Source organism: Enterococcus sp. AZ071, assembly GCF_050499065.1.
Taxonomy (GTDB): Bacteria; Bacillota; Bacilli; order Lactobacillales; family Enterococcaceae; genus Enterococcus_A; species Enterococcus_A ferrettii.
The window spans coordinates 2,293,594-2,318,216 of sequence record NZ_JBIPAS010000001.1 but is presented as its reverse complement, the minus strand read 5'-3'; the positions used below and the strand labels follow the sequence as shown (position 1 = coordinate 2,318,216).

27 protein-coding genes and 1 riboswitch are annotated in these 24,623 nt (G+C 39.3%); of the genes, 25 read left to right on the top strand and 2 right to left on the bottom strand.

Going from position 1 to position 24,623, the window contains the following annotated elements; all coding sequences use genetic code 11:
- Window positions 1-10 precede the first annotated feature (10 nt).
- The 6 genes from mutL to IGI49_RS11495 all read left to right on the top strand — a co-directional run bounded on the left by mutL (window position 11) and on the right by IGI49_RS11495 (window position 5,419).
- Complete coding sequence (gene mutL / locus IGI49_RS11520) at window positions 11-2,047, top strand: DNA mismatch repair endonuclease MutL (RefSeq protein ID WP_429964582.1); 2,037 nt, start codon at window positions 11-13, stop codon at window positions 2,045-2,047.
- A 14-nt stretch (window positions 2,048-2,061) separates the two neighbouring features.
- On the top strand, window positions 2,062-2,619 hold the full coding sequence (locus tag IGI49_RS11515) for a Maf family protein (RefSeq protein ID WP_429964581.1): 558 nt from the start codon (window positions 2,062-2,064) through the stop codon (window positions 2,617-2,619).
- Between the two features lie 62 nt (window positions 2,620-2,681).
- Window positions 2,682-3,110, top strand: coding sequence for a peptide-methionine (R)-S-oxide reductase MsrB (gene msrB, locus IGI49_RS11510; protein WP_429964580.1), 429 nt, complete (start codon window positions 2,682-2,684; stop codon window positions 3,108-3,110).
- Between the two features lie 85 nt (window positions 3,111-3,195).
- Window positions 3,196-3,789, top strand: a complete 594-nt coding sequence (gene ruvA, locus IGI49_RS11505) for a Holliday junction branch migration protein RuvA (RefSeq protein WP_207701567.1) — start codon at window positions 3,196-3,198, stop codon at window positions 3,787-3,789.
- A 39-nt stretch (window positions 3,790-3,828) separates the two neighbouring features.
- Window positions 3,829-4,845 carry a Holliday junction branch migration DNA helicase RuvB gene (gene ruvB / locus IGI49_RS11500; RefSeq protein WP_207701608.1) on the top strand — a complete coding sequence of 339 codons (1,017 nt, stop codon included), beginning with the start codon at window positions 3,829-3,831 and terminating at the stop codon, window positions 4,843-4,845.
- Between the two features lie 4 nt (window positions 4,846-4,849).
- Window positions 4,850-5,419 carry a TetR/AcrR family transcriptional regulator gene (locus IGI49_RS11495; RefSeq protein ID WP_207701566.1) on the top strand — a complete coding sequence of 190 codons (570 nt, stop codon included), beginning with the start codon at window positions 4,850-4,852 and terminating at the stop codon, window positions 5,417-5,419.
- Here the strand turns inward: IGI49_RS11495 and IGI49_RS11490 are convergent.
- Entirely contained in the window at window positions 5,410-6,384 is a 975-nt protein-coding gene (locus IGI49_RS11490) for a 2-hydroxyacid dehydrogenase family protein (protein WP_429964579.1), read from the bottom strand. The genes IGI49_RS11495 and IGI49_RS11490 overlap by 10 nt on opposite strands.
- Before the next feature lie 70 nt (window positions 6,385-6,454).
- On the opposite strand from IGI49_RS11490, the gene IGI49_RS11485 reads away from it, so the two are divergent.
- The 3 genes from IGI49_RS11485 (at window position 6,455) to thiT (ending at window position 8,138) form a co-directional block, all read left to right on the top strand.
- Window positions 6,455-6,913, top strand: a complete 459-nt coding sequence (locus tag IGI49_RS11485; RefSeq protein WP_429964578.1) for a low molecular weight protein-tyrosine-phosphatase — start codon at window positions 6,455-6,457, stop codon at window positions 6,911-6,913.
- Between the two features lie 62 nt (window positions 6,914-6,975).
- Window positions 6,976-7,341 carry a hypothetical protein gene (locus IGI49_RS11480; protein ID WP_429964577.1) on the top strand — a complete coding sequence of 122 codons (366 nt, stop codon included), beginning with the start codon at window positions 6,976-6,978 and terminating at the stop codon, window positions 7,339-7,341.
- A gap of 61 nt (window positions 7,342-7,402) precedes the next feature.
- Window positions 7,403-7,501, top strand: a riboswitch (TPP riboswitch).
- Window positions 7,502-7,550: 49 nt separating this feature from the next.
- Window positions 7,551-8,138 (top strand): energy-coupled thiamine transporter ThiT, encoded by a 588-nt coding sequence (gene thiT / locus IGI49_RS11475; RefSeq protein ID WP_429964576.1) that lies wholly within the window; start codon window positions 7,551-7,553, stop codon window positions 8,136-8,138.
- A 41-nt stretch (window positions 8,139-8,179) separates the two neighbouring features.
- Here the strand turns inward: thiT and IGI49_RS11470 are convergent, their stop codons facing one another.
- Entirely contained in the window at window positions 8,180-8,950 is a 771-nt protein-coding gene (locus IGI49_RS11470) for a hypothetical protein (RefSeq protein ID WP_207701561.1), read from the bottom strand.
- A gap of 267 nt (window positions 8,951-9,217) precedes the next feature.
- Here IGI49_RS11470 and IGI49_RS11465 point away from each other — a divergent pair, with 267 nt between their 5' ends.
- The 16 genes from IGI49_RS11465 (at window position 9,218) to IGI49_RS11390 (ending at window position 24,548) form a co-directional block, all read left to right on the top strand.
- Window positions 9,218-9,931, top strand: coding sequence for a class A sortase (locus IGI49_RS11465; protein ID WP_429964575.1), 714 nt, complete (start codon window positions 9,218-9,220; stop codon window positions 9,929-9,931).
- Window positions 9,932-9,985: 54 nt separating this feature from the next.
- The gene (locus IGI49_RS11460; RefSeq protein WP_429964574.1) at window positions 9,986-11,626 is read left to right on the top strand and encodes a patatin-like phospholipase family protein; all 1,641 of its coding nucleotides are present in this window, start codon (window positions 9,986-9,988) and stop codon (window positions 11,624-11,626) included.
- Entirely contained in the window at window positions 11,596-11,814 is a 219-nt protein-coding gene (locus IGI49_RS11455) for a YdbC family protein (protein WP_207701558.1), read from the top strand. The genes IGI49_RS11460 and IGI49_RS11455 overlap by 31 nt, the downstream gene beginning before the upstream one ends.
- Window positions 11,815-11,823: 9 nt before the next feature.
- Complete coding sequence (locus tag IGI49_RS11450) at window positions 11,824-12,708, top strand: YicC/YloC family endoribonuclease (protein ID WP_429964573.1); 885 nt, start codon at window positions 11,824-11,826, stop codon at window positions 12,706-12,708.
- Between the two features lie 12 nt (window positions 12,709-12,720).
- A complete protein-coding gene (locus tag IGI49_RS11445; RefSeq protein ID WP_207701556.1) occupies window positions 12,721-13,005 on the top strand; it encodes a hypothetical protein in 285 nt (94 codons plus the stop codon).
- A 94-nt stretch (window positions 13,006-13,099) separates the two neighbouring features.
- The gene (gene gmk / locus IGI49_RS11440) at window positions 13,100-13,714 is read left to right on the top strand and encodes a guanylate kinase (protein ID WP_429964572.1); all 615 of its coding nucleotides are present in this window, start codon (window positions 13,100-13,102) and stop codon (window positions 13,712-13,714) included.
- Between the two features lie 4 nt (window positions 13,715-13,718).
- Entirely contained in the window at window positions 13,719-14,024 is a 306-nt protein-coding gene (gene rpoZ, locus IGI49_RS11435; protein WP_207701554.1) for a DNA-directed RNA polymerase subunit omega, read from the top strand.
- A 98-nt stretch (window positions 14,025-14,122) separates the two neighbouring features.
- Window positions 14,123-16,525 carry a primosomal protein N' gene (gene priA / locus IGI49_RS11430; RefSeq protein WP_429964571.1) on the top strand — a complete coding sequence of 801 codons (2,403 nt, stop codon included), beginning with the start codon at window positions 14,123-14,125 and terminating at the stop codon, window positions 16,523-16,525.
- Between the two features lie 9 nt (window positions 16,526-16,534).
- Complete coding sequence (gene def / locus IGI49_RS11425; RefSeq protein WP_429964570.1) at window positions 16,535-17,026, top strand: peptide deformylase; 492 nt, start codon at window positions 16,535-16,537, stop codon at window positions 17,024-17,026.
- A complete protein-coding gene (gene fmt / locus IGI49_RS11420; protein WP_429964569.1) occupies window positions 17,019-17,960 on the top strand; it encodes a methionyl-tRNA formyltransferase in 942 nt (313 codons plus the stop codon). The genes def and fmt overlap by 8 nt, the downstream gene beginning before the upstream one ends.
- Entirely contained in the window at window positions 17,960-19,321 is a 1,362-nt protein-coding gene (gene rsmB / locus IGI49_RS11415; protein ID WP_429964568.1) for a 16S rRNA (cytosine(967)-C(5))-methyltransferase RsmB, read from the top strand. The genes fmt and rsmB overlap by 1 nt, the downstream gene beginning before the upstream one ends.
- Before the next feature lie 12 nt (window positions 19,322-19,333).
- On the top strand, window positions 19,334-20,077 hold the full coding sequence (locus IGI49_RS11410; protein ID WP_429964567.1) for a Stp1/IreP family PP2C-type Ser/Thr phosphatase: 744 nt from the start codon (window positions 19,334-19,336) through the stop codon (window positions 20,075-20,077).
- Complete coding sequence (gene pknB, locus IGI49_RS11405; RefSeq protein ID WP_429964566.1) at window positions 20,074-22,236, top strand: Stk1 family PASTA domain-containing Ser/Thr kinase; 2,163 nt, start codon at window positions 20,074-20,076, stop codon at window positions 22,234-22,236. Before IGI49_RS11410 ends, pknB begins: the two co-directional genes overlap by 4 nt.
- A 75-nt stretch (window positions 22,237-22,311) precedes the next feature.
- On the top strand, window positions 22,312-23,229 hold the full coding sequence (gene rsgA / locus IGI49_RS11400; RefSeq protein WP_429964997.1) for a ribosome small subunit-dependent GTPase A: 918 nt from the start codon (window positions 22,312-22,314) through the stop codon (window positions 23,227-23,229).
- Window positions 23,230-23,259: 30 nt separating this feature from the next.
- Window positions 23,260-23,910 (top strand): ribulose-phosphate 3-epimerase, encoded by a 651-nt coding sequence (rpe, locus tag IGI49_RS11395; protein ID WP_207701546.1) that lies wholly within the window; start codon window positions 23,260-23,262, stop codon window positions 23,908-23,910.
- Window positions 23,910-24,548 carry a thiamine diphosphokinase gene (locus IGI49_RS11390; protein ID WP_429964565.1) on the top strand — a complete coding sequence of 213 codons (639 nt, stop codon included), beginning with the start codon at window positions 23,910-23,912 and terminating at the stop codon, window positions 24,546-24,548. The genes rpe and IGI49_RS11390 overlap by 1 nt, the downstream gene beginning before the upstream one ends.
- The last annotated feature ends 75 nt before the right edge of the window (window positions 24,549-24,623 follow it).

The following is a 24,623-nucleotide window of genomic DNA, read 5'->3' as shown; positions in this document are numbered from 1 at the left end:
GAGAGATACGATGGGGAAAATCCAAGAATTATCCGAGCGTCTAGCCAATCAGATCGCCGCTGGTGAAGTAGTTGAGCGGCCGGCGTCAGTGGTAAAAGAGTTAGTGGAAAATGCCATCGATGCCCATGCAACTCAAATCGATATATTAATTGAAGAAGCTGGTTTGAAAAAAATTCAAGTGGTTGATAATGGTGAAGGGATCGCCCAAGACGATGTTGAGAATGCCTTTAAGCGCCATGCAACCAGTAAGATTCATAATCGGGATGACCTTTTTCGTATTCGTACGTTAGGGTTCCGTGGTGAGGCCTTACCTTCAATCGCGTCTGTCTCAGAATTAACCATTGAAACGGCTACTTCTGAAGAAAGTCAAGGTTCGTACTTGCATCTAAAAGGTGGCAAGATTGAAGAAAATCGTCCAACTGCTTTACGAGTTGGAACAAAAATTACTGTTGAAAATTTGTTCTTTAATACTCCAGCTCGTCTGAAATATGTCAAGAGTTTGCAAACAGAATTAGCGAATGTTGGTGACATTGTAAATCGCATGGCTTTAAGCCATCCGAAAGTTGCCTTTCGCCTTGTTCATGATGGACATAAAATGCTGGCTACCAGTGGTAACGGTGATTTAAAGCAGGCGATTGCAGGTATTTACGGAATTGTAATGGCAAAAAAAATGTTGGAAATTACAGCCCAGGATTTAGACTTTGCTTTAAAGGGTTACATCTCTCTTCCAGAGGTCACGCGTGCCAGTCGAAACTACCTTTCAATTATTATTAATGGACGCTATATTAAAAACTTTGCCTTGAACAAAGCTATTGTGAATGGCTATCAATCAAAATTGATGGTAGGACGTTTTCCCATCGCGATAATCGAAATTGAAATGGACCCTTTGTTAGTGGATGTGAATGTCCATCCTACTAAGCAAGAAGTTCGTTTATCAAAAGAAAAAGAACTGATGGCATTAATCAGTCAAACTATTGCCGACAGCTTACGTCAAGTGAATTTGATTCCTGATGCTAGCGAATCGCCCAGCTTTAAACGCAAAGTAGAAACAGCTAAGACCGAACAATTGGATCTGGCTTTGGAGCAACCGACTGGTAAAAATAGCGGATTGACTTTTAATCCAGAAACTGGTCGTTTCTATATTGATCCGCGAGAAGAAAATGAAACTGCCTCAGTAAATGGAAAAAAAATAATTGAACCAGCCGATAGACCCCCAATTTCAATTATTGAGGAATCCTTAGCAAGTTCTTCAACACCTGAAGCTGAGAGCGAAATGATTCTAGAGGATTCCGTTACTAATGAAGCTTTGGGGGCTCCAGCAGAGTTAGTGGCTGACGATGAAGCAGAAGAGTTACACGAAACAATGGAGCATCCAGAATTTGATTTAAGTACCCTGACTGGCGAACGTGAAGTTGAGAAAGCAATAAATAAATTGACGCATGAAAAGCCCAAGGAACGATTTCCAATGCTGGAATATTTCGGCCAAATGCATGGGACCTATTTGTTTGCTCAAAGCAAAGATGGATTGTACATTGTTGACCAGCATGCGGCTCAGGAGCGAATTAAGTATGAATATTTCAGGGAGAAAATCGGAGATGTTTCCAATGATTTACAAGAGATGCTTGTACCTTTTGTTTTAGATTATCCTAGCAACGATGGTATCAAGCTGAAGGAACAAAAGACTTTGCTTGAAGAGGTTGGTATTTATTTAGAAGAATTTGGACCAAACAGCTTTATCGTACGAGCTCACCCAACCTGGTATCCAGCAGGACAAGAAGAGAGCATTATCCGTGAAATGATCGATATGCTTTTAGTTACTGGTTCGGTTAGCGTGAAGAAGTTTCGTGAAGCAACGGCTATTATGATGAGCTGCAAGCGATCTATTAAAGCGAATCATCATTTGAATGAAGCGCAGGCTCGAGTGCTACTGACTGATTTAGCTAAATGCGAAAATCCTTTTAATTGTCCTCATGGTCGACCTGTATTGATTCACTTCAGTAACAGTGATATGGAGCATTTATTTAAACGAATTCAAGATCCGCATTAATAGGAGGAACTGACATGGCAGTTATATTGGCTTCGCAATCACCTCGACGAAAAGAATTGCTGGCTTGGTTGATCCCGGAGTTTACTGTACAGCCCGCTAATGTTGATGAGGAAATCAAATCAGGGCATACACCTAAGGAATATGTGCAGGAAATGGCTCGACAAAAAGCAGCAGCCATTGCTGGATGCAATCCCCAAGATTTGATCATTGCTTCTGATACTATTGTTGTATTAGAGGACAAAATTTTGGGTAAGCCTAAGAATCGTCAGGAAGCATATGAAATGCTGGAATCTATGAATGGTAGTAGTCACAAGGTTTATACGGCTGTGGTTTTAAGGCAAGGTAATCACGTGGAGGAAGCCTTGACCTCTGCGACAGTTACATTCTATTCTTTAAGCGTTGAAGAAATCGAGAACTATTTGAATACTGGTGATTATAAGGATAAAGCTGGGGCTTATGGTATTCAACACCAAGCAGGGGTATTTGTTGAAAAAATTGAAGATGACTACTACAGCATTGTTGGTTTCCCAGTGGGAAAAGTAAACCAAATGTTAAAAAGCTTCTCTTTTTAAGCAAAGAGTTCGTCTTTTTCAGCTATTGCTCTTATTATGTATGTAGAGGAGCGTGATGAAAGATGGAACAAGAAGATATCAAGAAAAAACTTTCGCAGGTAGAATATGCTGTTACACAGGAAAATGCTACTGAACGACCTTTCACTGGAAAGTATGACAATTTCTATAAAAAAGGAATTTACGTCGATATTGTTAGTGGTGAACCACTTTTTTCATCAAGCGATAAATACGATGCGGGCTGCGGCTGGCCAGCTTTTTCTAAACCATTAGAAAAACGCGGCGTTAAAGAAAATGCTGACTTTTCCCACGGAATGCATAGGGTAGAAGTTCGTAGTAAAGAAGCTGATTCACATTTGGGCCACGTTTTTACTGATGGTCCTGAAGATAAAGGCGGCTTGCGCTACTGTATTAATTCCGCCGCTTTGCGATTTATTCCTTTTGAGGAAATGGATACACAGGGTTATGGCGAATATAAAAATGATGTAGAATAAAAGACTGGGTTAAGTGTACCCGGTCTTTTTTGTCTCGCTCATTTGTGCTAAAATAATGAGAACATATGTGCAGAAAGGAAAAAACATGTACGAATATATTACGGGAAAACTTACATACATCAGTCCAGCCTATGTGGTCTTAGATGTGCAAGGAATTGGCTATCAAATCGCAGTTGGCAATCCATATCGTTACAGCAGCAAATTGGAGCAAATAATTACTATTTATGTTCAGCAAATCATTCGAGAGGATTCCCATGCCTTTTATGGGTTTGAAACCCTGGCAGAAAAACAATTATTTTTACGATTGTTGTCGGTTTCAGGTATCGGACCTAAAAGCGGTTTAGCCATTATGGCTAATGAAGACCATCAAGGCTTGATTCAGGCTATTGAAGCAGGAGATGTTACTTATTTAACGAAATTTCCAGGAGTGGGCAAGAAGACCGCTCAGCAAATGGTGCTGGATTTGAAAGGTAAATTGGCAGAGCTGGTTGAAAATCCTATGTCCTTATTCAATCAAGGTGATAATGAGAATGCACTAGAAGAGGCAATCGAAGCATTACAAGCATTAGGTTACAGTCCTAAAGAGACCAAGCGGGTGGAAAAGGCTTTAGCAAAAGAAACATATCAAAGTACCGACGAATACTTACGCGCGGCTTTAAAACTCATGATGAAAAAATAATTTCGAGATTGACAAGAAATCTTTTACAAGGAGGACGGTATTTTGGAAGAAGAGCGTATTTTATCGCCAGAAACAGACGAAGTAGAAAAAAGTATTGAAAAATCGCTGCGTCCACAGTTCCTCTCGCAATATATTGGTCAAGATAAAGTAAAAATGGAACTAAAAATCTATATTGAGGCGGCGAAAAATCGTGAAGAAGCATTAGACCATGTGTTGCTTTATGGTCCTCCCGGATTAGGGAAAACTACCATGGCTATGGTTATCGCTAATGAAATGAATGTAAAGATCCGGACAACTAGCGGTCCGGCGATAGAACGACCAGGAGATTTAGTAGCGATTCTTAACGAATTGGAACCAGGTGATGTTCTATTTATTGATGAAATTCATCGCTTACCAAGGGTGGCTGAAGAAACCTTATATTCAGCGATGGAGGATTATTATGTTGATATTATGGTGGGACAAGGAGCCACTGCCCACCCAGTTCATTTTCCTCTACCGCCATTTACTTTGGTCGGAGCGACAACACGAGCAGGGATGCTTTCGGCTCCATTACGGGATCGATTTGGTATCATTTCACATATGGAATATTATGAGCAAGATGATTTGCGGGAAATTGTACTGCGTTCAGCCGATATTTTCGCGACAGAAATCGTTGAAGAAGGAGCGATCGAGATTGCCCGCCGTTCACGAGGAACCCCGCGAATTGCCAATCGTTTGTTAAAACGAATCCGTGATTTTGCTCAAGTTCAGTCTAACGGTACAATTGATCGTTCGATTGCAGATCAGGCCTTGCGTCTACTTCAAGTAGATCAGGCAGGCTTGGACCATGTAGATCAGAAATTATTGCGAACCATGATTGAATTATATGGTGGTGGCCCAGTAGGATTGAGCACCTTGGCGGTGAACATTGGTGAAGAACGTGAAACAGTAGAGGATATGTATGAACCGTATTTAATTCAAAAAGGTTTCATGAAGCGTACGCCGCGTGGGCGCGTGGTTACACCGATGGCTTATGAACATTTTAATTATCCAGTCGATCCGATAGAACAGAGGTAAAGATATGGCGGTAAACAATCGAGCCAAAGAACAGTTAGTCAATGCTTTAGTTCAGCTATGTTTAACGCGTCCTTTTGAAAAGCTCACTGTGCAAGAGATTAGTCAGGCGGCTAATGTGAACCGTCAAAACTTCTATTATCATTTCAAAGATAAACGAGCACTGCTGCGCTATGCTTACTATCAATGTGGACTCAATTATTTAATGTCTTCAGGGGTAACTATTGAAAATTGGGAAGAAGCAGTACTAAAGATGTTGAAGGAAATGCAGCAATTTCATCAATTCTATTTAAATACAGTGCAAGCTGATCCGGAGATTCTGTCAAAAGAATTTATCGGATTAGCCAAAAGTTTATTTATTCGACTGTTTGAAGATGTAGATCAAGATGGTGTGCTGTCTAATACAGACAAAGATTTTTATGCGCGATTTTTGGCGTATGGTTGTGGCGGGATTTTAACTGATTGGTTGTTGACTAACGCAAAAGAACAGCCGATCGCCATTGCGGCTCAACTGTTCCGATTTGCTAAAGATATTGAGTTTTTTGCGTATCGTTTGTATGAACAGGATCAATCCTGAGGTAGGTCATTAACAATATATTTTAAAGTTTTACCTTGGATATTGGCAATGGCATTTTTTACTACGATTTCAGCCATTTGATCCCGCGCCTCCACACTAGCATTACCGATATGAGGAGTTAATAATACGTTATCAAATTGTTTTAAAGCCTCTGTTACTTCGGGTTCAAACTCATAAACGTCCAGTGCGGCACCAGCAATTTTATTTTCAGTTAAGGCTTGAACCAGTTCTTCTTCGTCAATTAAAGGGCCGCGAGCAGCATTAATGACAAAGGCCGAGTTTTTCATTTTTTCAAAGGTCTGATAATTTAATAAGTGATGTGTTTCATCTGTTAAAGGTGCGTGCAAAGTGAGAACATCTGCTTGTTGGATGACCTCTTCTTGGGTGCGAAATTGTGCATTAAGAGCTTGTTCTTGTTCAGCGGGTAATTGATGCCGTTGGCTGTAAATAATTTTCATGCCAAAAGCGTTCATTTTCTCTGCAAGTGACTGACCAATTTTTCCCATGCCTATGATGCCTAAAGTTTTGTCTTTTAACTCATGTCCCAAGAAGAAAAGGGGAGCCCAGCCATCAAATCCGATGCCATGCATTAAGCGATCACCTTCAGCAATTCTCCGGGACAAGGAAATAATCAGTCCAGCGGTGAGTTCAGCAGTGGCATTAGTCGAAACAACCGGAGTATTGGTTACATAGATTCCCTTTTCCTTAGCATAAGCGGTATCGATATTATTAAAACCAGCGCCAAAATTGGCAATTAAACGCAAATGTGGTGCTTGATCGATGATGTCTCGGTCTACAGTTGTTGATAACGGACAAATCAATACTTGGCAATCTTGAACTTTTTCTAAGAGTTCTTTTTTTGGAATCACGCCTTCATTTTCAAAAATTTCGTAATCTAAGTCTGCTTCATCCAGTAACTTAGTGCCCCTTGTTGGAATTTTGGCAGAAAGAAAAATACGACTCATAGTATCAACCTCATTTCTATGTATAGAATATAGCACGAAATTATTTTTTTAGCTTGAAGGAGGCAATTTAATGAAATCAATTCTTTTTGTATGTATGGGTAATATTTGTCGCTCACCAATGGCGGAAGCTATGTTTCGGAATCAATTTGAACAACGGAGCGAATCGGCAGAATTTACTGTAGATTCAGCAGCAACTAGTCGTTGGGAAGTTGGTAATTCTCCTCATCACGGTACGCAAAAAATCTTAAAAGCGCACGGTATCAGCTCGAAAGGTATAAGGGCACGTCAAATAACAACGGATGATTTCTACCGCGCGGATTATATCATTGGAATGGATCGTGAAAATGTGGAGGATTTAATGCTCTTAGCACCGGAAGGGACACATAGGAAAATTCATTTGTATTTAGACTTAGTCCCTGAAAAAAAAGGCCAAGGAATTCCTGATCCTTGGTATACTGGTGATTTTGACGAAACCTATAGTTTAATTGAAGAAGGTTTGCCATACTGGTTAACTTTTTTTGGAGAGTAGTTTTTATTGTAATTTTGCTCAATTTTAAGTAAAATCAGAGTACAGCCAAGGAGGAAACTGACATGAAGAAGATACCTGAAAAAGCTAAAAAAAATTTAATTAAGGCCTTTTCTAGTTCATCCTTCCGTTTTTTGTCTGATTTTCTAAATGATTCTGCTGATAAACGTGCACAAGAGCAGGCGAATCAAACGATAATGAGTCAACTCAAAACAGCTGCCTTACACAATAGTTTAGTTGTTTTGCAAGTACAGAATGAAAAAGATTCGGAAAAATATGAAACCGTCTCAGGTTGGCTGCCTAAAGCGATTGGCAATGATTCTTTAGTTGTTCGTACGCAAGATAATCAATTGCAAATGCTGACGGTAGATCGTATAAAGAAGGTGACTACGTTGGCACCTAACGGCGATCAGGAGCGAGTATCACGTTAATTGTTTGTATTAGGTAAATAGTGTGCTATACTATAAGAGTAAAAAATACTAAAAGAATAATACTGTCACAAAGGGGAGCCTTCGGGCTGAGAATGAGGACACTCTAAACCCTAGTACCTGTATCGGTCATGCGAGCGTAGGAATTGTGATGAAGTAAATATATTTACTTCTCCTTTGTGAACTGTATGTTCAAAAGGAGGAGTTTTTTTATGCACAACAAAACGAGAATTATGGTGGAAGGAACAATTGTAGCTGCATTAGCTTTTATGCTTTCGCTGATTCCCACTAACATCGGCAGCAGTTTCACAATCTCATTAGGAATGATCCCATTAACAATTTTTGCTCTGAGACGGGGATTAAGACCCGCTCTGTTATCAGCATTCATTTGGGGAATCCTACATTTTCCAGCAGGAGATGTTTACTATTTAAGTCTCTCACAAGTATTAATTGAATACCCGATAGCATTTACCTTTGCTGGTTTTGCCGGGATTTATGCAACCAAAGTTCAACAAGCTTTACTGAACAATAACTCTCGAGAAGTAACAAAAAATATTATTTTAGGCAGTTTGGCCGGGACTGGGGCTCGATTCTTTTGGCACTTTATTGCCGGCGTAGTCTTTTGGGGTAGCTATGCATTATGGGGAATGAACCCGTGGATGTTTTCTCTTATCATGAATGGTGCCAGTGGGATAGCCACCGGAATTTTTACAGCGACAATTACAATAATTGCTGTAAAAAAGGTACCACAGCTATTTTTACCTCGTGATGCCGCTAAATTGGAAATAAAAAGTAGATAAACGAAAAAACCACTTTTGTCAGTTATGATAAAAGTGGTTTTTTAGCGAAAGGCAAAGGCTAAATCATCTTTCTCCAACGACAAGCTCCATTTTTGGCGACCAAGGTCATAAGTTAATGTCCCCATTTTTTGATCTTGTTTATAAGTAGGTTGGTGTTTGCGCCAACCTTTTTCGTCAGATAAATAAATTGGTACGCGATAAAGTTTATTTTCAAGCTTAGCTTGTGAAAAACAGAAAACAGCTCCTTCTTGAAAGATCGGATACAAATCTTTCAAGATTTCTCCATCTAAGTGAGCAACAGAGGCGCCTTTGCGGAAGAAAGAACGTTTGTCATTGACTTTTTCTAGTGCGATACGAGTAATTTTATTGGCTAGAATTCGGTAAAATTCATCTAAGTAACGGTAATATACTCGCAAAGTTTCGCTGCCCAAATTGAAGTAAACAAAATTATTTTGCAATTTATAAAAGAATGGTGAGTGCAAATGGGTCCGCATATGACCAAAATATAATAATTCAGAGATTTCTAAAGGTGTTAATTCTTTTAATAAAGCTGGATTTGTAAAGTCAATCCATTTATTTGCAGTGGATTGAATAAAGTGTTTATTAGTAAAAAAATGGTGAACGGCCTGTGTTCCACTGATAATTTTTAAGCCACTGTGTGTATCAAATTCACCAATTTCAACTGCTGGATCCAGTAACAGCAAGTGATCTGGTTGATGAACAATGCCCTCCACAAAATCTGATGGAGAAAGTCCTTTTGAAAAAACGGCATTACTGGTTGTATCAATGTATACAAAAAGCATATCTGGCAAACTGTTCACCCTCTCAAATCGTCATCATCATCATTTTAACCTATCAATTAAAAAAAAGCTCGTTTCTTTTATTTTAAAATTACATTACAACTGAAAACGCTTTTGCAATAATTTTCACAAGAAACTTTCAGTATAATAAGATTTCTGAATCGGAAAAATATGAGTGGATTATTTTCCTTAAAATATCTTAAAACTAGTACTTTGAACGGAATGATTTACGCCTTCATTATGGTATGATAAAATCGAGTATAATCTGGAGGACTGTTCATGAAAAGGAAAAGAAAAAAACACAATTGGCTGATTAATTTTTTTTTACTTTTATTATTATTAGTCGGTTTAGCATTAATTTTTAATAATCAAATAAAAAACTTTCTTATTCAGTATAATGGCGACCGTTATTCTGTTGCAAAATTATCTAAAGAAGACATTGATCGAAACTTGCAGGAGGACATGCCTTTTGATTTTGATGCGGTAGTTCCCGCTAGTACCGAAGCAGTTATGCGCGCTCAATTAAGTAATAAACGTTTACCAGTTATTGGTGGTATTGCGATCCCTTCTGTAGCTATTAATTTACCTATTTTCAAGGGTCTATCCAATGAAGCCTTGTTATACGGTGCTGGTACATTAGAACCTGATCAAAAAATGGGCGAAGGAAATTATGGTTTAGCGAGTCATCGGGCAGCAGAAGCAGGATTATTGTTTACACCATTAGATAACATCCAAGAAGGTGATAAGATCTATCTGACAGATCTGAACAATATTTACACTTACCGGACGGCTCTTAAAGTTCGAGTACAGCCTACGGAAGTTAAGTATTTGGATGTGCTTCCTGATAGGCGTCAAGTTACTTTGGTAACATGTGGGGAAATCGATGGAATTACTAGGATTGTTGTACAAGGGGAACTAGAGGCAGTTACACCAGTCGGAAAAGCAACACAACCGATGCGCGATGCTTTCAACATGGAACAACGAACGTATTAATCAAAAACCACAAAGCTATCAGCTTTGTGGCTTTTCTTTTAGGAGAGGATGCTAATGAAGGTACATCACTTATATCCATCAGAACAATTAAATTATAAAGAGGCAATCCAGCAAGCACGATTGCTTTTTCCATTTGATAGTTCTCATCAATGTGCTTCTAAACGAATGGTGCAAGCGATAAAAAAATACCAAGTTTATTCCCTCACTACTCAAAAAATCCAAGTATTTATCGAAGTTCATAAGACTGACGGAAATTGGCAGGTTCATAATTTGCTAACAACGAAAGAAATGACTTGGCAAGAAGGGATTTCCTTAGTGGAGACCGCCGCCCGCCAAGAATTTGTTCAAGAAATAATCTTAATGTTTTCTGCGTCAGATCCGTTAGCACACTGGCTGCGGCGACAAGGTTACACGGAACAACAAAATGGCTGGCTTAAAAACCTAAATTATAAGACTGGTTTAGTATTAGGTGGTGGAGGTGCGCGAGGTGCTTATCAAATTGGTGTTTGGCAAGCACTGTTAGAGAAAAAAATTGATTTCCAGTGTGTCGTCGGCTGTTCCGTAGGTGCTCTAAATGGAGCTTTGATGGTACAAGGTGATTTAACTGCTGCACAAACGCTTTGGCAGGAAATTGCAACAGATAAAGTTTTGGAGGTAAGCTTTGAAGCGCTTGAACAAGCTGATTTTGTGGATCATGTTCAGCAACTGCGACAATTTATTTTTGAGGCTATTAGACAAAAAGGCTTGTCAACAGCACCATTGTACAAATTACTGCAAGAGCATCTGGATGTAGAAAAGATGACCAAGAGCATGCCTCTGTATATTGTAGCTACTCGTGTTCCCACATTTCAGGAAGTCGTGGTAAAATTAAATGACTGCTCGCAAAAGGAAATGCTGTCTTGGTTGCTAGCTTCATCAGCCTTTTTTCCGTTAATGTCTATTGAACAAATTGATGAGCATTTTTATGTTGATGGAGGATATCGTAATAATATACCTATAGATGTTGCACTAAAACAGGGAGCAACTGAATTAATTGTAATTGATGTTCACGGTCCAGGAATAGATAAAACCGTAACGATACCTAGTGATGTTGCTGAAATTCAGTTAGCTACGAGCTGGAATTTGGGCGAGATGATGTTATTCGAAGCCAATCGTGCAAAGGCCAATATTAAATTAGGTTATTTGGAAATGAAGCGATGTCTGAAAGAGAATCAGGGACAGCGATATTTTTTTGAAAACACAGAAGATTTTCCTCGAATGACCCGTAAGTTTGTGGTTTTTATGCGAAGAAAATTGTCAGTTCCACTAAAAGAGTTGGCCGAGATTCAACAGAAAAATTACCACCAGCCCTTAGAGAAATTGAGTCTTTCGTTACTAGAACAGTGGAGCGAATGGTTGCATATTTCTCCGCTAAGCACTTATAGAATCGACGAATTAGCAGCTATCGTTTGTCATAATGTTGAGGAGGATCCAGAGTTGACTTATATTCTGTCAGTTAAGGAGCATTTATCCCAGCGTTGGTTGGAAATGAATCGTTTATCTAATTATAATCGAACCGTGAGATTGTACCGGCAAAAGATTAATAATTGGGAACGGGCCTTTTATATCTGGCCCCTACCCACTTTGCTGGTTATGTTTATAGAATTTATTCAGGAGGAATTTACATGGCAGGAGAATTCAGTTACGAAATTGTAGAAGAAATTGCAGTATTGTCGGAAAATGCAAAAGGTTGGCGCAAGGAGTTAAACTTGGTTAGTTGGAATGGACGTCCCCCAAAATTTGATTTGCGAGATTGGTCACCAGAGCATGAGAAGATGGGCAAAGGTGTGACTTTAACAAATGAAGAATTTGAAGTGTTACAGAAAATTATTAAAGAAATGTAGAGGGTAAATATGAAAAGTATGACTGGTTATGGGCAAGGAACGGCTTTGAACGAAGCATATGAGCTGAGTATTGAGTTGAAAAGTGTAAACAATCGATTTTTAGATTTGCAAATCCGGATGCCCAAAGAACTTAATGCCTATGAGACAATACTACGTAAAATTGCGAAGGAACAGGTTCAACGTGGTCGAGTAGATATGTACATCAATTTAATGCCTTTAAAGACGGGAAATAAAGAAGTTTCTATTCGATGGGAGTTACTGGATCAATTAATTGAGAGTCTAAAAACTGGTGCACAGGAACGTTATGGTGTAATTGATTTTCCGGTAAAAGAGATCTTATTAAAGAGTTTAGAACAAGATGATTATGTAATTCTAGTAGATCATAAAGAATCCGATGAGACATTAGAATTATTAGTGCATGAAGCCGCTCAGAAAGCCTTTGTACAGCTGGTTCAAAGTCGGGAATTTGAAGGAGTAGGAATTCAGGCGGTCTTGTCGGAATATCGAAATAATATTTTTGCGTTGCTTGAAGAGTTAAAACAATTTGTCGATATTTATGAAGCAGACTATCAGAAGCGATATGAAGAAAAACTTCAGGAATACCTTGGGAACACAATTGATCAAGATCGTTTATTAACTGAGATGGCGATCTTGCTGGAACGAGGAGATGTTCACGAAGAGTTAGATCGCTTAAGCATCCATTTGGAAAAAATGGATCATCTTTTGCAGACCGTTGGACCGGTCGGACGGGAACTCGATTTTCTTTTGCAAGAGATGAATCGGGAAGTGAATACCATTGGCTCTAAGTCTAGCCCCATTCAAATTAAGGATATCGTGGTACAATTGAAGACGATCTTAGAAAAAATACGTGAACAAATTCAAAATATAGAATAGGAGCATAGCAAAATGAAGTATTACGACATAACTTTCCACCAAAGTAATGGGCATAGCATCGTTAAACGTGCAGTGCCTTCTGATAAAAAGGGATTTGAAGTTTGGCAAGATGCAGTTGTTTCTTACGATGAAAAGGAGCTGCACATTTTAGTGAATGATGGGACCTATGTTGCACTAAATAGAGCATTTTTAGTGTCAACTACGGCTGAGGAAGTGTCTGATCCAGTGGATAAAGAAATTAAACAGCATGGTGAGTTACGAGATGTTATTAACACATTATCTAATATGGGTTTTTAAGAAATAGCAGGCTGTAGACGAATACCTCTTGAAATCTTCGCAAAAAAAGTGCACAATAAGCGTTAGCGAAAAAAGACCATGAAAGGGCGTTAGTATGTCTGAACGAGGACTGTTGATTGTGTTGTCTGGACCGTCGGGTGTTGGTAAGGGGACTGTTCGTAAAGCGATTTTTGAACGAGATGACAATGAATTTGAATATTCAATTTCCATGACTACCCGTCAAAAACGTGAAGGGGAAGTAGATAGTGTTGATTATTATTTCCGAACTCGCGAAGAATTTGAAGCGATGATTGAGTCTGGTGAAATGCTGGAGTACGCGGAGTATGTAGGCAATTATTATGGTACACCATTAACGTATGTAAACGAGACTTTAGATCGTGGGAAAGATGTATTCCTAGAGATTGAGGTTCAAGGGGCACGTCAAGTCAAAGACAAAGTACCCGATGGCGTTTTCATCTTTCTAACACCGCCAGATCTGGCTGAATTGAAAGCGCGGATTGTTGGACGTGGTACAGATACGCCTGAAGTGATTGATGAACGAATGAAAGTAGCTCGTGAAGAAATTGAAATGATGGCTCTTTATGATTATGCTGTGGTTAATGACAAAGTTCACTTGGCAGTAGATCGAATTAAGGATATTATTGTAAGTGAACATTATCGGGTCGACCGTGTAATAGGAAAATATATAAAAATGTTAAAGGAGATATAAGCTTATGATGTTAAAACCTTCAATTGATACTTTATTGGATCATGTCAATTCTAAATATTCTTTGGTAATTTTGGCAAGCAAACGCGCGCATGAACTAGATTCTGGTGCAAAACCAACATTAAACACTTTTGATTCAGTAAAAAGTGTGGGTCAAGCTTTGGAAGAAATTGATTCTGGAACGGTGATCAATGATCCTCACCCGGAAATTAAACGGGAACGATTGAAACTGGAAGAAGAAGAACGCAAAATGCAAAAAGAACGAGAACAGCGTGAATTGGAAGCACGTATTCGCAACGAACAAAACAACTAGGAACAGGTGTATTTACACCTGTTTCCTTTTTTATGTTGAATTTAATTCATTATTAGGATTTATTTAGTACAATACAGACATTAAGGAGGCGGAGATGGATGAAACTAGCACAAGTAATCGTAGATGTACCGTCGATGCAAACGGATCAGCCCTTTACCTATTTGATTCCGCCCCAAATGGCTGTTGATACTGGAATGCGCGTAGAGGTCAGTTTTGGAAGTCGCCATGTCCAAGGGTTTGTAGTAAATATAGCTGAAACTTCTGAGCTGCCTGCCGACAACTTAAAGGAAATTATTCGTGTTCTCGATTTAACGCCTGTTTTAAATCAGGAGCTTTTGCAGTTGGCAGATTACATGAAGGATACGACCTTTGCATTTAAGATTACCTGTTTGCAAACCATGTTGCCTAGTGTTATGAAGGCCAATTATCAAAAAAAGCTGTATCTATTGTCTGAAGACAGCCAACTAAAGGAACAAGTTTTTGACCGGAAAACTGAAATGACTTGGGATGAAGCTGAGGAACGCGGATTGTTGAAAAAAATGGCTCAGCTAAGAGAGCAGAATTTAGTAGAATTACGCTATGAAGTACATACGAAAAATAAAGTTAAAACAGAGCGATATGTCAAACGAACATTTGCCCAAAAGGATGTTGAATCAATCAAAAGTGGGATACGTAAGAACTCCTCTAAGCAAATTCAATTAGTCGACTATTTGGCAAACTTAGCAAATGACCAATTGATCTCGGTTAAACAGATGAAGGCGGAAGGCTTCACTTTAGCCAATCTGAATCTGGGTCAAGAAAAAGGGTGGTTAACCTTTGAAGAAGTGGAAAAATATCGAGATCCTTTTGCTGAAAGAGAATTTGAACAGACAACGGCTTTGAATCTTAATTCGCAGCAAAAAATCGCTTACCAAGCGATTCATGACAAAGCAGAATCCAAAGACCATGATGTTTTCTTATTAGAAGGTATCACGGGTAGCGGCAAAACAGAGGTTTATTTGCAAGTTATCTCGGATGTTTTGGAAAAAGGACAAACTGCTATGATGTTGGTACCTGAAATTTCGCTGACACCGCAAATGGCTACTCGTTTTAAGTCTCGTTTTGGCAATGAAGTCGCTGTTTTGCATAGCGGCTTGTCTCAAGGTGAGAAATATGATGAGTGGCGCAAGCTAGAACGAAAAGAAGCTCGAGTAGTAGTAGGAGCCCGTTCAGCAGTTTTTGCTCCTTTAGAGGATCTGGGGGTTATTATTATTGATGAAGAGCATGAGACTACGTATAAACAAGAGGAAACTCCTCGTTATCATGCTAGAGATTTGGCTATTTGGCGAGGTCGGTATCATCACTGTCCTGTTGTTTTAGGCAGTGCAACTCCCTCTTTAGAATCTAGAGCAAGAGCTCAAAAAGGCGTATATCAATTACTGACACTGACAGAACGAGCCAACCCAAATGCTGCCCTACCTCCAGTAGAAATTGTTGACATGCGTGACGAAATGCAGCGTCGTTTGAGTTCTTCCTTTTCAGAAAAACTGGAGACAAAATTGCGAGACCGTTTAGTACAAGGGGAACAGAGTGTTTTGCTGTTGAACCGGCGTGGGTATTCGTCTTTCGTGATGTGTCGGGATTGTGGCTTTGTTTTGCCTTGTCCTAATTGTGATATTTCATTGACCTTACATATGGATACCAAAACCATGCGTTGTCACTATTGTGGTCATGAGGAAAATATTCCTCGACGATGTCCAAATTGCGGTAAAGATAAAATCCGTTATTACGGAACCGGGACTGAGAAGGTACAGGAAGAGTTAGCGCAATTAATTCCAGAAGCTAGAGTTCTGCGAATGGATGTTGATACGACTAGACGCAAAGGAGCTCATGAGAAAATTTTGAATGCTTTTGGCAATCATGAAGCAGATATTCTTTTAGGCACTCAGATGATTGCTAAAGGACTAGATTTTGCTAATGTAACTTTAGTGGGAGTTCTTAATGCGGATACAGCGCTAAATTTACCTGATTTTCGTTCCAGTGAGCGAACGTTTCAGCTGCTGACTCAGGTAAGCGGGCGTGCCGGTCGCGGTGAGAAAAAAGGTGAAGTTCTGATTCAGACGTTTAATCCTGAACATTATGCGATTCAATTGGCTAAAGAACATGATTACGAAGGATTTTACCGGATGGAAATGGGGATTCGTCATCAAACGGATTATCCGCCGTATTATTACACGGTGAAGCTGACAGTTTCTCATCAAGAAGAGATGAGGGCTGCTCAAAAAGCGTATCAGCTGGGTGAACAGCTGAAACAGGCTCTAAGTCCGCAAAGTATTTTATTAGGACCAACTCCTGGAGCTATTCTGCGAGTTAAAAACCGTTACTATTACCAATTGATAATTAAATATAAAAAAGAAAACCAGCTTTATCCAACATTAGAAACTATTTTGCAGCAAAGCCAAAAGGAACAACGAAATGGACTTTTGATTGCTATTGACAGCGAACCCATGTATTTTATTTAGGAGGAAACCATGCACTATCCAATTTTGCTTCACCCTGACCACCGCTTGACCCAATCGGCTCAGTCAATTGAATATGTAACAGATGAACTTGTCCAACTACTGGATGATATGTATGAGACGATGGTAGCTCATGATGGTATCGGATTAGCTGCGCCTCAAATTGGTAAAAATTTGCGAATGGCTGTTGTAGAAGTTGATAAGGGTGACCGCTTTGACTTGATTAATCCAGAGATCATTGAGAAGAAAGGTACAACCATTGATGTTGAAGGTTGTCTATCCATTCCTGAAACCTATGGAACAGTTGAGCGAGCAGATGAAATAACTGTACGTTATTATGATCGTGAAGGTGATGAAATGGAAGTAACAGCTTATGGCTATTTATCCCGGGCGTTTCAACATGAAATCGATCATCTCGATGGTAACCTGTTTATCGATCAAGTAATTGATCCAATCGCACCTGAAGATTTAGAACGTTATATGGAGGAACATGCCGATGACTAAAATTGTATTTATGGGAACTCCTGCTTTTTCAGTCCCTATTTTGGAAGGCTTATTAACTGAGAATTATGAAATTGCGGCTGTAGTTACTCAGCCAGACCGTCCAGTTGGGCGAAAAAAGACGATTACACCACCTCCGGTTAAAGCCGCAGCTGTTGAGCACGGTTTATTAGTTTTACAACCTGAAAAAATCAGTGGCTCACCGGAAATGGAAAAAATTGCTGAATTGGCTCCAGATTTAATTGTTACTGCTGCTTTTGGACAATTTTTACCTGAAAAGCTGTTGCAAATTCCACGATTGGGGGCAATTAATGTTCATGCCTCCTTGTTACCAAAATATCGGGGTGGGGCACCTGTCCACTATGCCATTATGAATGGTGAAAAAGAGACTGGGGTAACAATCATGGAAATGATTAAAAAAATGGATGCGGGCGGCATTTACAGCCAACGCAGTATTTCCATTACTAAACAAGATGATGTAGGAACGATGTTCGAAAAATTAAGTCTTGTGGGTAAAGAACTGCTTTTAGAAACCTTGCCCAAAATTATTAACGGTGAAGTAAGTCCGGCTCCACAAAATGAGGCCGAGGTTACCTTCTCACCAAATATAACAAGAGAACAAGAAGCTATTGACTGGAACAAAACTGCTGAAGAGGTCGACAATCAAGTGCGGGGGATGCATCCATGGCCAATTGCTTTTACAACTTATGAAGATGCGCGTTGGAAAATTTTCAAATCTGAGCCAACAGCAGAAACAACCACAGCTGAACCAGGTACTATTATTTTAAGGACTAAAAAGGATTTGCACATTGCTTGTGGTCAAGGAAGTGTCTTAGCTATTCATGAACTTCAGCCAGCCGGAAAAGGCAAACAGGCTGTTCAAGCATTCCTTAATGGCAGTGGTCAGCAAGTTTCAGAAGGTCAAAAGGTGAAATAATGGCGAAAAAAATATCGAAGAAATTATTGCATTCTGTACGTTATACAGCTTTGGAGGCTGTGGAACGGATTAATCATGGCGGTGCTTATTCTAATCTGCTTCTTAATGAATTGATTAAGAAAAATCAAGTAGCTGACAAAGATACAGGACTGTTAACCGAGCTTGTTTATGGTACTGTCAGTCGCAAACGACTTCTAGCATTCTATTTGGCTCCTTTTACAACTCGGGCGAAACGAATCGATAACTGGGTACAAAGTCTTTTAGAACTTTCAGTGTATCAATTGATTTTTTTAGACCGCGTGCCAGATCATGCAATTTTAAATGAAGCGGTGGAAATTGCTAAAGCAAAGGGCAATCCGGGAATTGGTAAATTTGTTAATGGCGTTCTGCGCTCTTTGCAAAGAAATGGCGTTCCATCTTTAACGGATATTGCCAACCCAATAGAAAGATTGGCAACTGAGATTAGTTTACCAGATTACCTGACTGAAAAACTTTTACAAGAACTAGGAGTAGAAGAAACTCGCAAATTAGGTCTTTCATTGCTAGAACCCAGTCATGTAAGTGCACGAGTAGACATACAAAGGATTAGTCGTGAATCCGCCATTGAGCAGTTACAAGAAGAGGGAATTGAAGCAAGACTTAGTGATGTATCTCCCTATGGTATTATTGCTGACAAAGGATTTTTAGCTGGAAGCAAGCTTTATAAAGCAGGACTGCTAACTATACAAGATGAAAGTTCCATGCTGGTAGCACAAGTAATGAGAATTAACCCAGGTGAAAAAATTTTAGATGCTTGCTCAGCACCAGGCGGAAAAACGACACATATGGCAGCATTACTTGAAGGTAAAGGCAAAATTACCGCTTTGGACATCCATGAACACAAATTGAAGCTAGTTCGTGAAAATGCTGAACGGCTCCATGTATCTGAGGTAGTTGAAACCAAAGAGCTGGACGCTCGAACGGTAGATAAGCATTTTGCTCAAGAATTTTTTGACCGAATTTTGATTGATGCACCTTGTTCAGGTTTAGGATTAATGCGTCGGAAACCTGACATTAAATATCAAAAAAGACCGGAAGATTTTAAACAATTGCCGAAAATTCAACGAGAAATTTTAGAAAGTTGTGCACCGACGTTAAAAAAAGGTGGCATATTGGTCTATAGTACATGTACAATAACTTCTGAAGAAAACCAAGAAGTCACAGCAGCTTTTCTAAAGGCTCATCCAGAATTTGAAAAGATCGATTTAGCTGTAAATAATGTTTTACAACCAGCTATTCAGGATAAGATGTTGGTATTATACCCAGAAATGCTGATGACTGACGGCTTTTTCATCTGCGCGATGCGCAAAAATGACAAATGAGGTGGAACAAAATTGGAAATTCAATTTCAATCTGATATCGGTAGACGTCGCCAAATGAATCAGGATTATGCGAATGTTTTTGTGAATCAAACACAAAAGTCATTAGCAATCTTAGCTGACGGTATGGGTGGCCATTTGGCAGGAGATGTGGCCAGTAAAATGGCTGTCAATGGACTTGGTGCCGCTTGGGAAGCTTCAGACATTTCAGACAGTGAAAAAGTTGCGCAGTGGTTCATCCATCAAATTCAAAAAGAAAATCAAAAAATTTATCAAGAAGGCATTGAACACTCCGAGATGCAGGGAATGGGGACAACCATTGTCGGTGCTGCCTTATTTGATGATAATTTTACGTTAGCTCATGTTGGTGATAGCCGTGCCTATTATATTCACGACCATACGATACGTCAGTTGACTGATGATCATTCACTAGTGAACGAATTGGTGAAATCTGGCGAAATCACTGAGGAAATGGCCGCAGTTCATCCACAAAAAAATGTATTGACTCGGTCAGTTGGGGTATACGGTACTGTAGAAGTAGATGTTTCTCATCATACGTGTCATGCTGATGGCTATTTGCTTTTGTGTTCTGATGGTTTAACTAACATGGTAAGCGAAGAAAAAATTATGACCATCATCGAGGATGATCAACCTTTAGCTGATAAGACAAGTCAATTAATCGCTAAAGCCAATGAAGCTGGTGGAGCCGATAACATTACCGTACTATTAATCCACTTTGGGGAGGAGGTACCGGAATGATAGATATCGGGAAAATAATTAATGGCCGATATAAAATCATCGCTAGTATCGGAAGTGGTGGGATGGCCAATGTCTTTTTAGCCCACGATTTAATTTTGGATCGCGATGTTGCTATCAAAGTGTTGCGTTTTAACTTCCAAAATGATCAAACAGCAATACGTCGTTTTCAAAGAGAAGCCTTAGCGGCCACTGAGTTAGTTCACCCTAATATTGTTAGCGTATATGACGTAGGCGAAGAAGAGGATATGCAATATTTAGTAATGGAATATGTACGTGGTATGGATTTGAAGCGATACATTCAGACTCATTACCCAATCCCTTATACTAAAATTGTCGATATCATGCAGCAAATTCTTTCTGCCGTTAGTCTGGCACATGCCCATGGGATTATTCATCGTGACTTAAAACCACAAAATGTACTGATTGATCAAGAAGGTGTGGTGAAGATTACTGATTTCGGGATTGCAATTGCCTTATCGGAAACTTCCCTTACACAAACGAACTCTTTACTAGGCTCAGTTCACTATCTTTCTCCAGAACAAGCACGAGGAAGCATGGCAACGAAACAATCAGATATTTATGCTTTAGGAATTATTTTGTATGAAATGATGACAGGAAATGTTCCTTTTGATGGTGAATCAGCGGTAACGATAGCACTAAAACATTTTCAAGATCCGATTCCTTCGGTGAAAGTATTTGATCCGCAAGCGCCACAGTCACTTGAAAATATTGTTATGAATGCAACAGCGAAAGATCCGGCTGATCGCTATAAAACTGCAGAAGAAATGTCAGAAGATTTAGCGACTGCTTTATCTCCAGGGCGCTTAGATGAACGGCCGTGGGAGCCAACAGTTATGCATGATGAAACAAAAGTTCTGACGCCAATAACAGAGGAACTGCCATTGGAAGAAAAACAACCGGAGATTCCGAAGATGGTAAATAAGCCAGTTGAACCTCCCAAGAAAAAACGGAAGAAGTGGCCATGGATTTTATTGGCACTTTTAGTTTTAGCGATAGGAGGATTTGCAGCGTACATGTTTGCAAGTTCTAATCAAGAGTTAGCTGTTCCAGATGTTAAAAATATGACCGAGGCAGAAGCACGACAAACTTTGCAAGAGGCAAAGTTAAAGGTAGTAGAGCGTGCTGAGTCAATTCCTGATAGCGATGTTGAAGAAGGACATGTTGTTCGAACTGATCCGGAAGCTGGCAGTATGATTCGCCGTAATCGAACTGTTCGCTTATATGTCAGCAGTGGTGTAGGAAAAGTTGAGCTAGATAATTACACCGGTGAACAGATTAGTGATGTTCGAAAGACTTTAAGGGATTTAGGCTTCTCTTCTAGTCAAATCAAGATAAATGAAGATTATAATGACGAGGTTAATAAAGGGACCATTATTAGTCAAGATCCAACCGAAGGCAATGAAGTTGACCCTTCAAAGGACACGATTACCTTTGAAGTATCTAAAGGTCCTCAAACCTTTACTTTGGGAGATTATTCAGGTATGACTTATGAAGCTGCTGAAGCTGCTTTGTTAAATTTGGGAATCGATGGTGAACAAATTCAGCGAATTAATGAAGATAACGAAAGTGTAGCTGCTGGAATGGTAATAGGCCAAGATCCTATTCCGGGGACTAATGTGACAGCTGACAAATTAATCAAATTACAAGTCAGCAAAGGTCCTGCCAAAGTGACTGTGCCTAATCTAAATGGTAAAACACAAGCTGAGGCACAAATTGAATTAGAAAATCTGGGATTAAAAGCGACTGTTACTGAAGAATTCTCTGATAGTATTGAAGCTGGAAAAGTTATTGCAACCAGTCCAGCAAATGGTGAATCTGTAGATAGCGGAAGTACTGTTACCTTGAGAGTTTCAAAAGGTACAGAAGTGAAGCAACAGAATTTCAACGTAACAATTAATGCCAGTTATAAAGGGAATAATGAGCAAACTGAAACAATTACTGTTCTAGTAAAAGATGCGAATAATAGCAGTCTGACAAATAAGGCAACCTTCACTTTAGATTCCAGTACGACCTCCAATAGTCAAGCCGTACCTGTTACAATCAAAGATGGATCAGAAGCGACCATCCAGGTTCAAAGAGATGGTGTGACTGTGGTGACTAGGAACGTAAATGGTGAAACAAGCATTAATGTTCCATGATTTAGAAGATATCTTTTTCCGATTGGAGGAAGGTATCTTTTTTAGGTTTTTTTTACTGATATTTGTTTATTGAATATGGTACAATGGTTGCGAGAGAATGTATCGAAGGGAGTGAGGACCATCGAAGGACAAATTCGTAAAGCATTAAGTGGTTTCTATTATGTATTCAGCGATGGAAAAATGCACCAGACCCGAGCCAGAGGAAACTTTCGTAAACGCGGACTGACCCCGCTAGTTGGGGATGATGTAGTTTTTAGCAGCGAAGAAAACAGTGAGGGATATGTTTTGGAACTGTTGTCGCGAAAAAATGAACTAATCCGTCCACCAGTAGCAAATGTTGATTTAGGCGTCGTTGTAACCAGCTTAGTTGAACCAAAGTTTTCTTATAATTTATTGGATCGATTTTTGGTTACATTGGAAAGTAAATTAATTGATCCAGTCATCTATCTTTCTAAAACTGATTTGATGAAAGATGAAGTACAGGTTGCTGAAATTAAGGCTGTTTATGAATCTCTAGGATATCCTGTAATTGCAGGGCTAGCAGAAAAAGATCGCCTGACGGACTTATTCAGTGATAAATTAACTGTATTTATGGGTCAATCAGGTGCAGGAAAGTCGACATTGTTGAATGAGTTAGCACCAGAATTACAATTAGCAACAGGTGAAATTTCTGAAGCGTTAGGAAGAGGAAAACATACAACCCGCCATGTTGAATTATTGGAACTATTTGATGGATTAGTCGCCGATACCCCTGGGTTTAGTTCAATTGACTTTTTGGAATTATCAGTAGATGAGCTACCGAAAGACTTCCCAGAATTTCTAGCAGCTGCACCATACTGTCGCTTTCGGGAGTGCCGCCATGTAAAAGAGCCGGGTTGTGAAGTAAAAAGAAGAGTAGAATCTGGCGAAATCACTCAATCAAGATATGATAATTATCTGCAGTTTCTACAAGAAATTGAAAACCGACGACCTATTTATAAAAAGAAAAACTAATTTAGTACTAAGAAAAAGGAGTAGAATAAAATGAAAATTGCCCCATCAATTTTAAGTGCGGACTTTGCACGTCTAGGTGAAGAAGTAAAGATGGTTGAAGCAGCAGGTGTCGATTATATTCATATTGATGTAATGGATGGAAACTTTGTACCGAACATTACCTTTGGACCTAGTGTAGTAGCCTCATTGCGCCCAATTACTAAACTGCCGTTGGACGTTCATTTAATGATTGATGCACCAGAAAAGTATATTGAAGATTTTGCTAAAGCTGGATCAGATATTATTATGGCCCACGTTGAAGCAACTCCGCACATTCATCGTGCCGTTCAAATGATCAAACAAGCAGGAGTAAAAGCGGGAGTAGTATTGAACCCAGGAACGCCAGTAGAATCAATTAAATATGTGTTACCTCAAATTGATCAAATCTTGGTGATGACAGTAAATCCAGGATTTGGTGGTCAATCGTTTATCGAAGAAACTGTTGAAAAAATTGCGGAGCTGGATCAGTTGCGAAAAGATAATGGTTATCACTATGAAATTGAGGTTGATGGAGGTATTGTACCAGAAACAGCTGCTAAGTGTCGTGAAGCTGGTGCAGATGTATTTGTAGCAGGTTCGTATATCTATGGATCCGAAGATCCGGAAGCACGAATTGAGGCATTGCGGGAAGTTTTAAATTAATGAATATTCTATTGGTTGCGGGTGGGAATCCCCAGAAATGGCCGGATTTTCAAGTGTCAGATTTTGATTTTTTCGTTGGTATAGATCGTGGAACTCTCTATTTATTGGACGAAGGCATTCATCCTGATTTAGCAGTAGGTGATTTCGATTCTTTGTCCGCTCAAGAGCGTAAACTTGTTTTTGATTCAGTTGGGGAAATAGCTGAATCACCTGCTGAAAAAGATGACACAGATACGCAATTAGCACTAGTTAAGACTTTTGAACGCTATCCCTCTGCTAAAGTAACAATCATTGGTGCTACGGGTGGGCGATTAGATCACCTATTAGCCAATATATGGTTAGGTGTAGAACCTAGATTTCAGCCTTTCCTTCAACAATTTCAATTGAAGGACCAAACAAATACAGTTAGTTATCTGACAGCTGGTGAGCATGTAGTAATTAAGGAATCGGGTATGAAATATCTGGGTTATTGTTGTTTAACACCTATTTCAGCTTTGACATTGCAGGATGTAAAGTACCCACTGGATCATGTTGAAATTTTACAGCCTACTAGTTTAGCCAGTAATGAGTTTTTACAAAGCGAAGCAATAATAAGCTTTAAAACGGGTGTTGTTGCAGTAGTACAAAGTAAAGATTAAGTAAATACTGAGTCAGCAGAAAGCAAAAAAATTACAATTTGCGCTGCTGACTTTTTTAGTTGCTAAAATTCTCTA

Coding starts and splice junctions, on each gene's coding strand:
- priA (WP_429964571.1), top strand. CDS start 14,123: ATGAAACTAGCACAAGTAATCGTAGATGTACCGTCGATGCAAACGGAT.
- thiT (WP_429964576.1), top strand. CDS start 7,551: ATGCACAACAAAACGAGAATTATGGTGGAAGGAACAATTGTAGCTGCA.
- IGI49_RS11495 (WP_207701566.1), top strand. CDS start 4,850: ATGGCGGTAAACAATCGAGCCAAAGAACAGTTAGTCAATGCTTTAGTT.
- pknB (WP_429964566.1), top strand. CDS start 20,074: ATGATAGATATCGGGAAAATAATTAATGGCCGATATAAAATCATCGCT.
- rsmB (WP_429964568.1), top strand. CDS start 17,960: ATGGCGAAAAAAATATCGAAGAAATTATTGCATTCTGTACGTTATACA.
- IGI49_RS11465 (WP_429964575.1), top strand. CDS start 9,218: ATGAAAAGGAAAAGAAAAAAACACAATTGGCTGATTAATTTTTTTTTA.
- rpe (WP_207701546.1), top strand. CDS start 23,260: ATGAAAATTGCCCCATCAATTTTAAGTGCGGACTTTGCACGTCTAGGT.
- IGI49_RS11485 (WP_429964578.1), top strand. CDS start 6,455: ATGAAATCAATTCTTTTTGTATGTATGGGTAATATTTGTCGCTCACCA.
- rsgA (WP_429964997.1), top strand. CDS start 22,312: ATGGTACAATGGTTGCGAGAGAATGTATCGAAGGGAGTGAGGACCATC.
- IGI49_RS11390 (WP_429964565.1), top strand. CDS start 23,910: ATGAATATTCTATTGGTTGCGGGTGGGAATCCCCAGAAATGGCCGGAT.
- rpoZ (WP_207701554.1), top strand. CDS start 13,719: ATGATGTTAAAACCTTCAATTGATACTTTATTGGATCATGTCAATTCT.
- IGI49_RS11515 (WP_429964581.1), top strand. CDS start 2,062: ATGGCAGTTATATTGGCTTCGCAATCACCTCGACGAAAAGAATTGCTG.
- fmt (WP_429964569.1), top strand. CDS start 17,019: ATGACTAAAATTGTATTTATGGGAACTCCTGCTTTTTCAGTCCCTATT.
- IGI49_RS11450 (WP_429964573.1), top strand. CDS start 11,824: ATGAAAAGTATGACTGGTTATGGGCAAGGAACGGCTTTGAACGAAGCA.
- ruvA (WP_207701567.1), top strand. CDS start 3,196: ATGTACGAATATATTACGGGAAAACTTACATACATCAGTCCAGCCTAT.
- gmk (WP_429964572.1), top strand. CDS start 13,100: ATGTCTGAACGAGGACTGTTGATTGTGTTGTCTGGACCGTCGGGTGTT.
- def (WP_429964570.1), top strand. CDS start 16,535: ATGCACTATCCAATTTTGCTTCACCCTGACCACCGCTTGACCCAATCG.
- IGI49_RS11445 (WP_207701556.1), top strand. CDS start 12,721: ATGAAGTATTACGACATAACTTTCCACCAAAGTAATGGGCATAGCATC.
- IGI49_RS11460 (WP_429964574.1), top strand. CDS start 9,986: ATGAAGGTACATCACTTATATCCATCAGAACAATTAAATTATAAAGAG.
- msrB (WP_429964580.1), top strand. CDS start 2,682: ATGGAACAAGAAGATATCAAGAAAAAACTTTCGCAGGTAGAATATGCT.
- IGI49_RS11490 (WP_429964579.1), bottom strand. CDS start 6,384: ATGAGTCGTATTTTTCTTTCTGCCAAAATTCCAACAAGGGGCACTAAG.
- IGI49_RS11455 (WP_207701558.1), top strand. CDS start 11,596: ATGGCAGGAGAATTCAGTTACGAAATTGTAGAAGAAATTGCAGTATTG.
- mutL (WP_429964582.1), top strand. CDS start 11: ATGGGGAAAATCCAAGAATTATCCGAGCGTCTAGCCAATCAGATCGCC.
- IGI49_RS11480 (WP_429964577.1), top strand. CDS start 6,976: ATGAAGAAGATACCTGAAAAAGCTAAAAAAAATTTAATTAAGGCCTTT.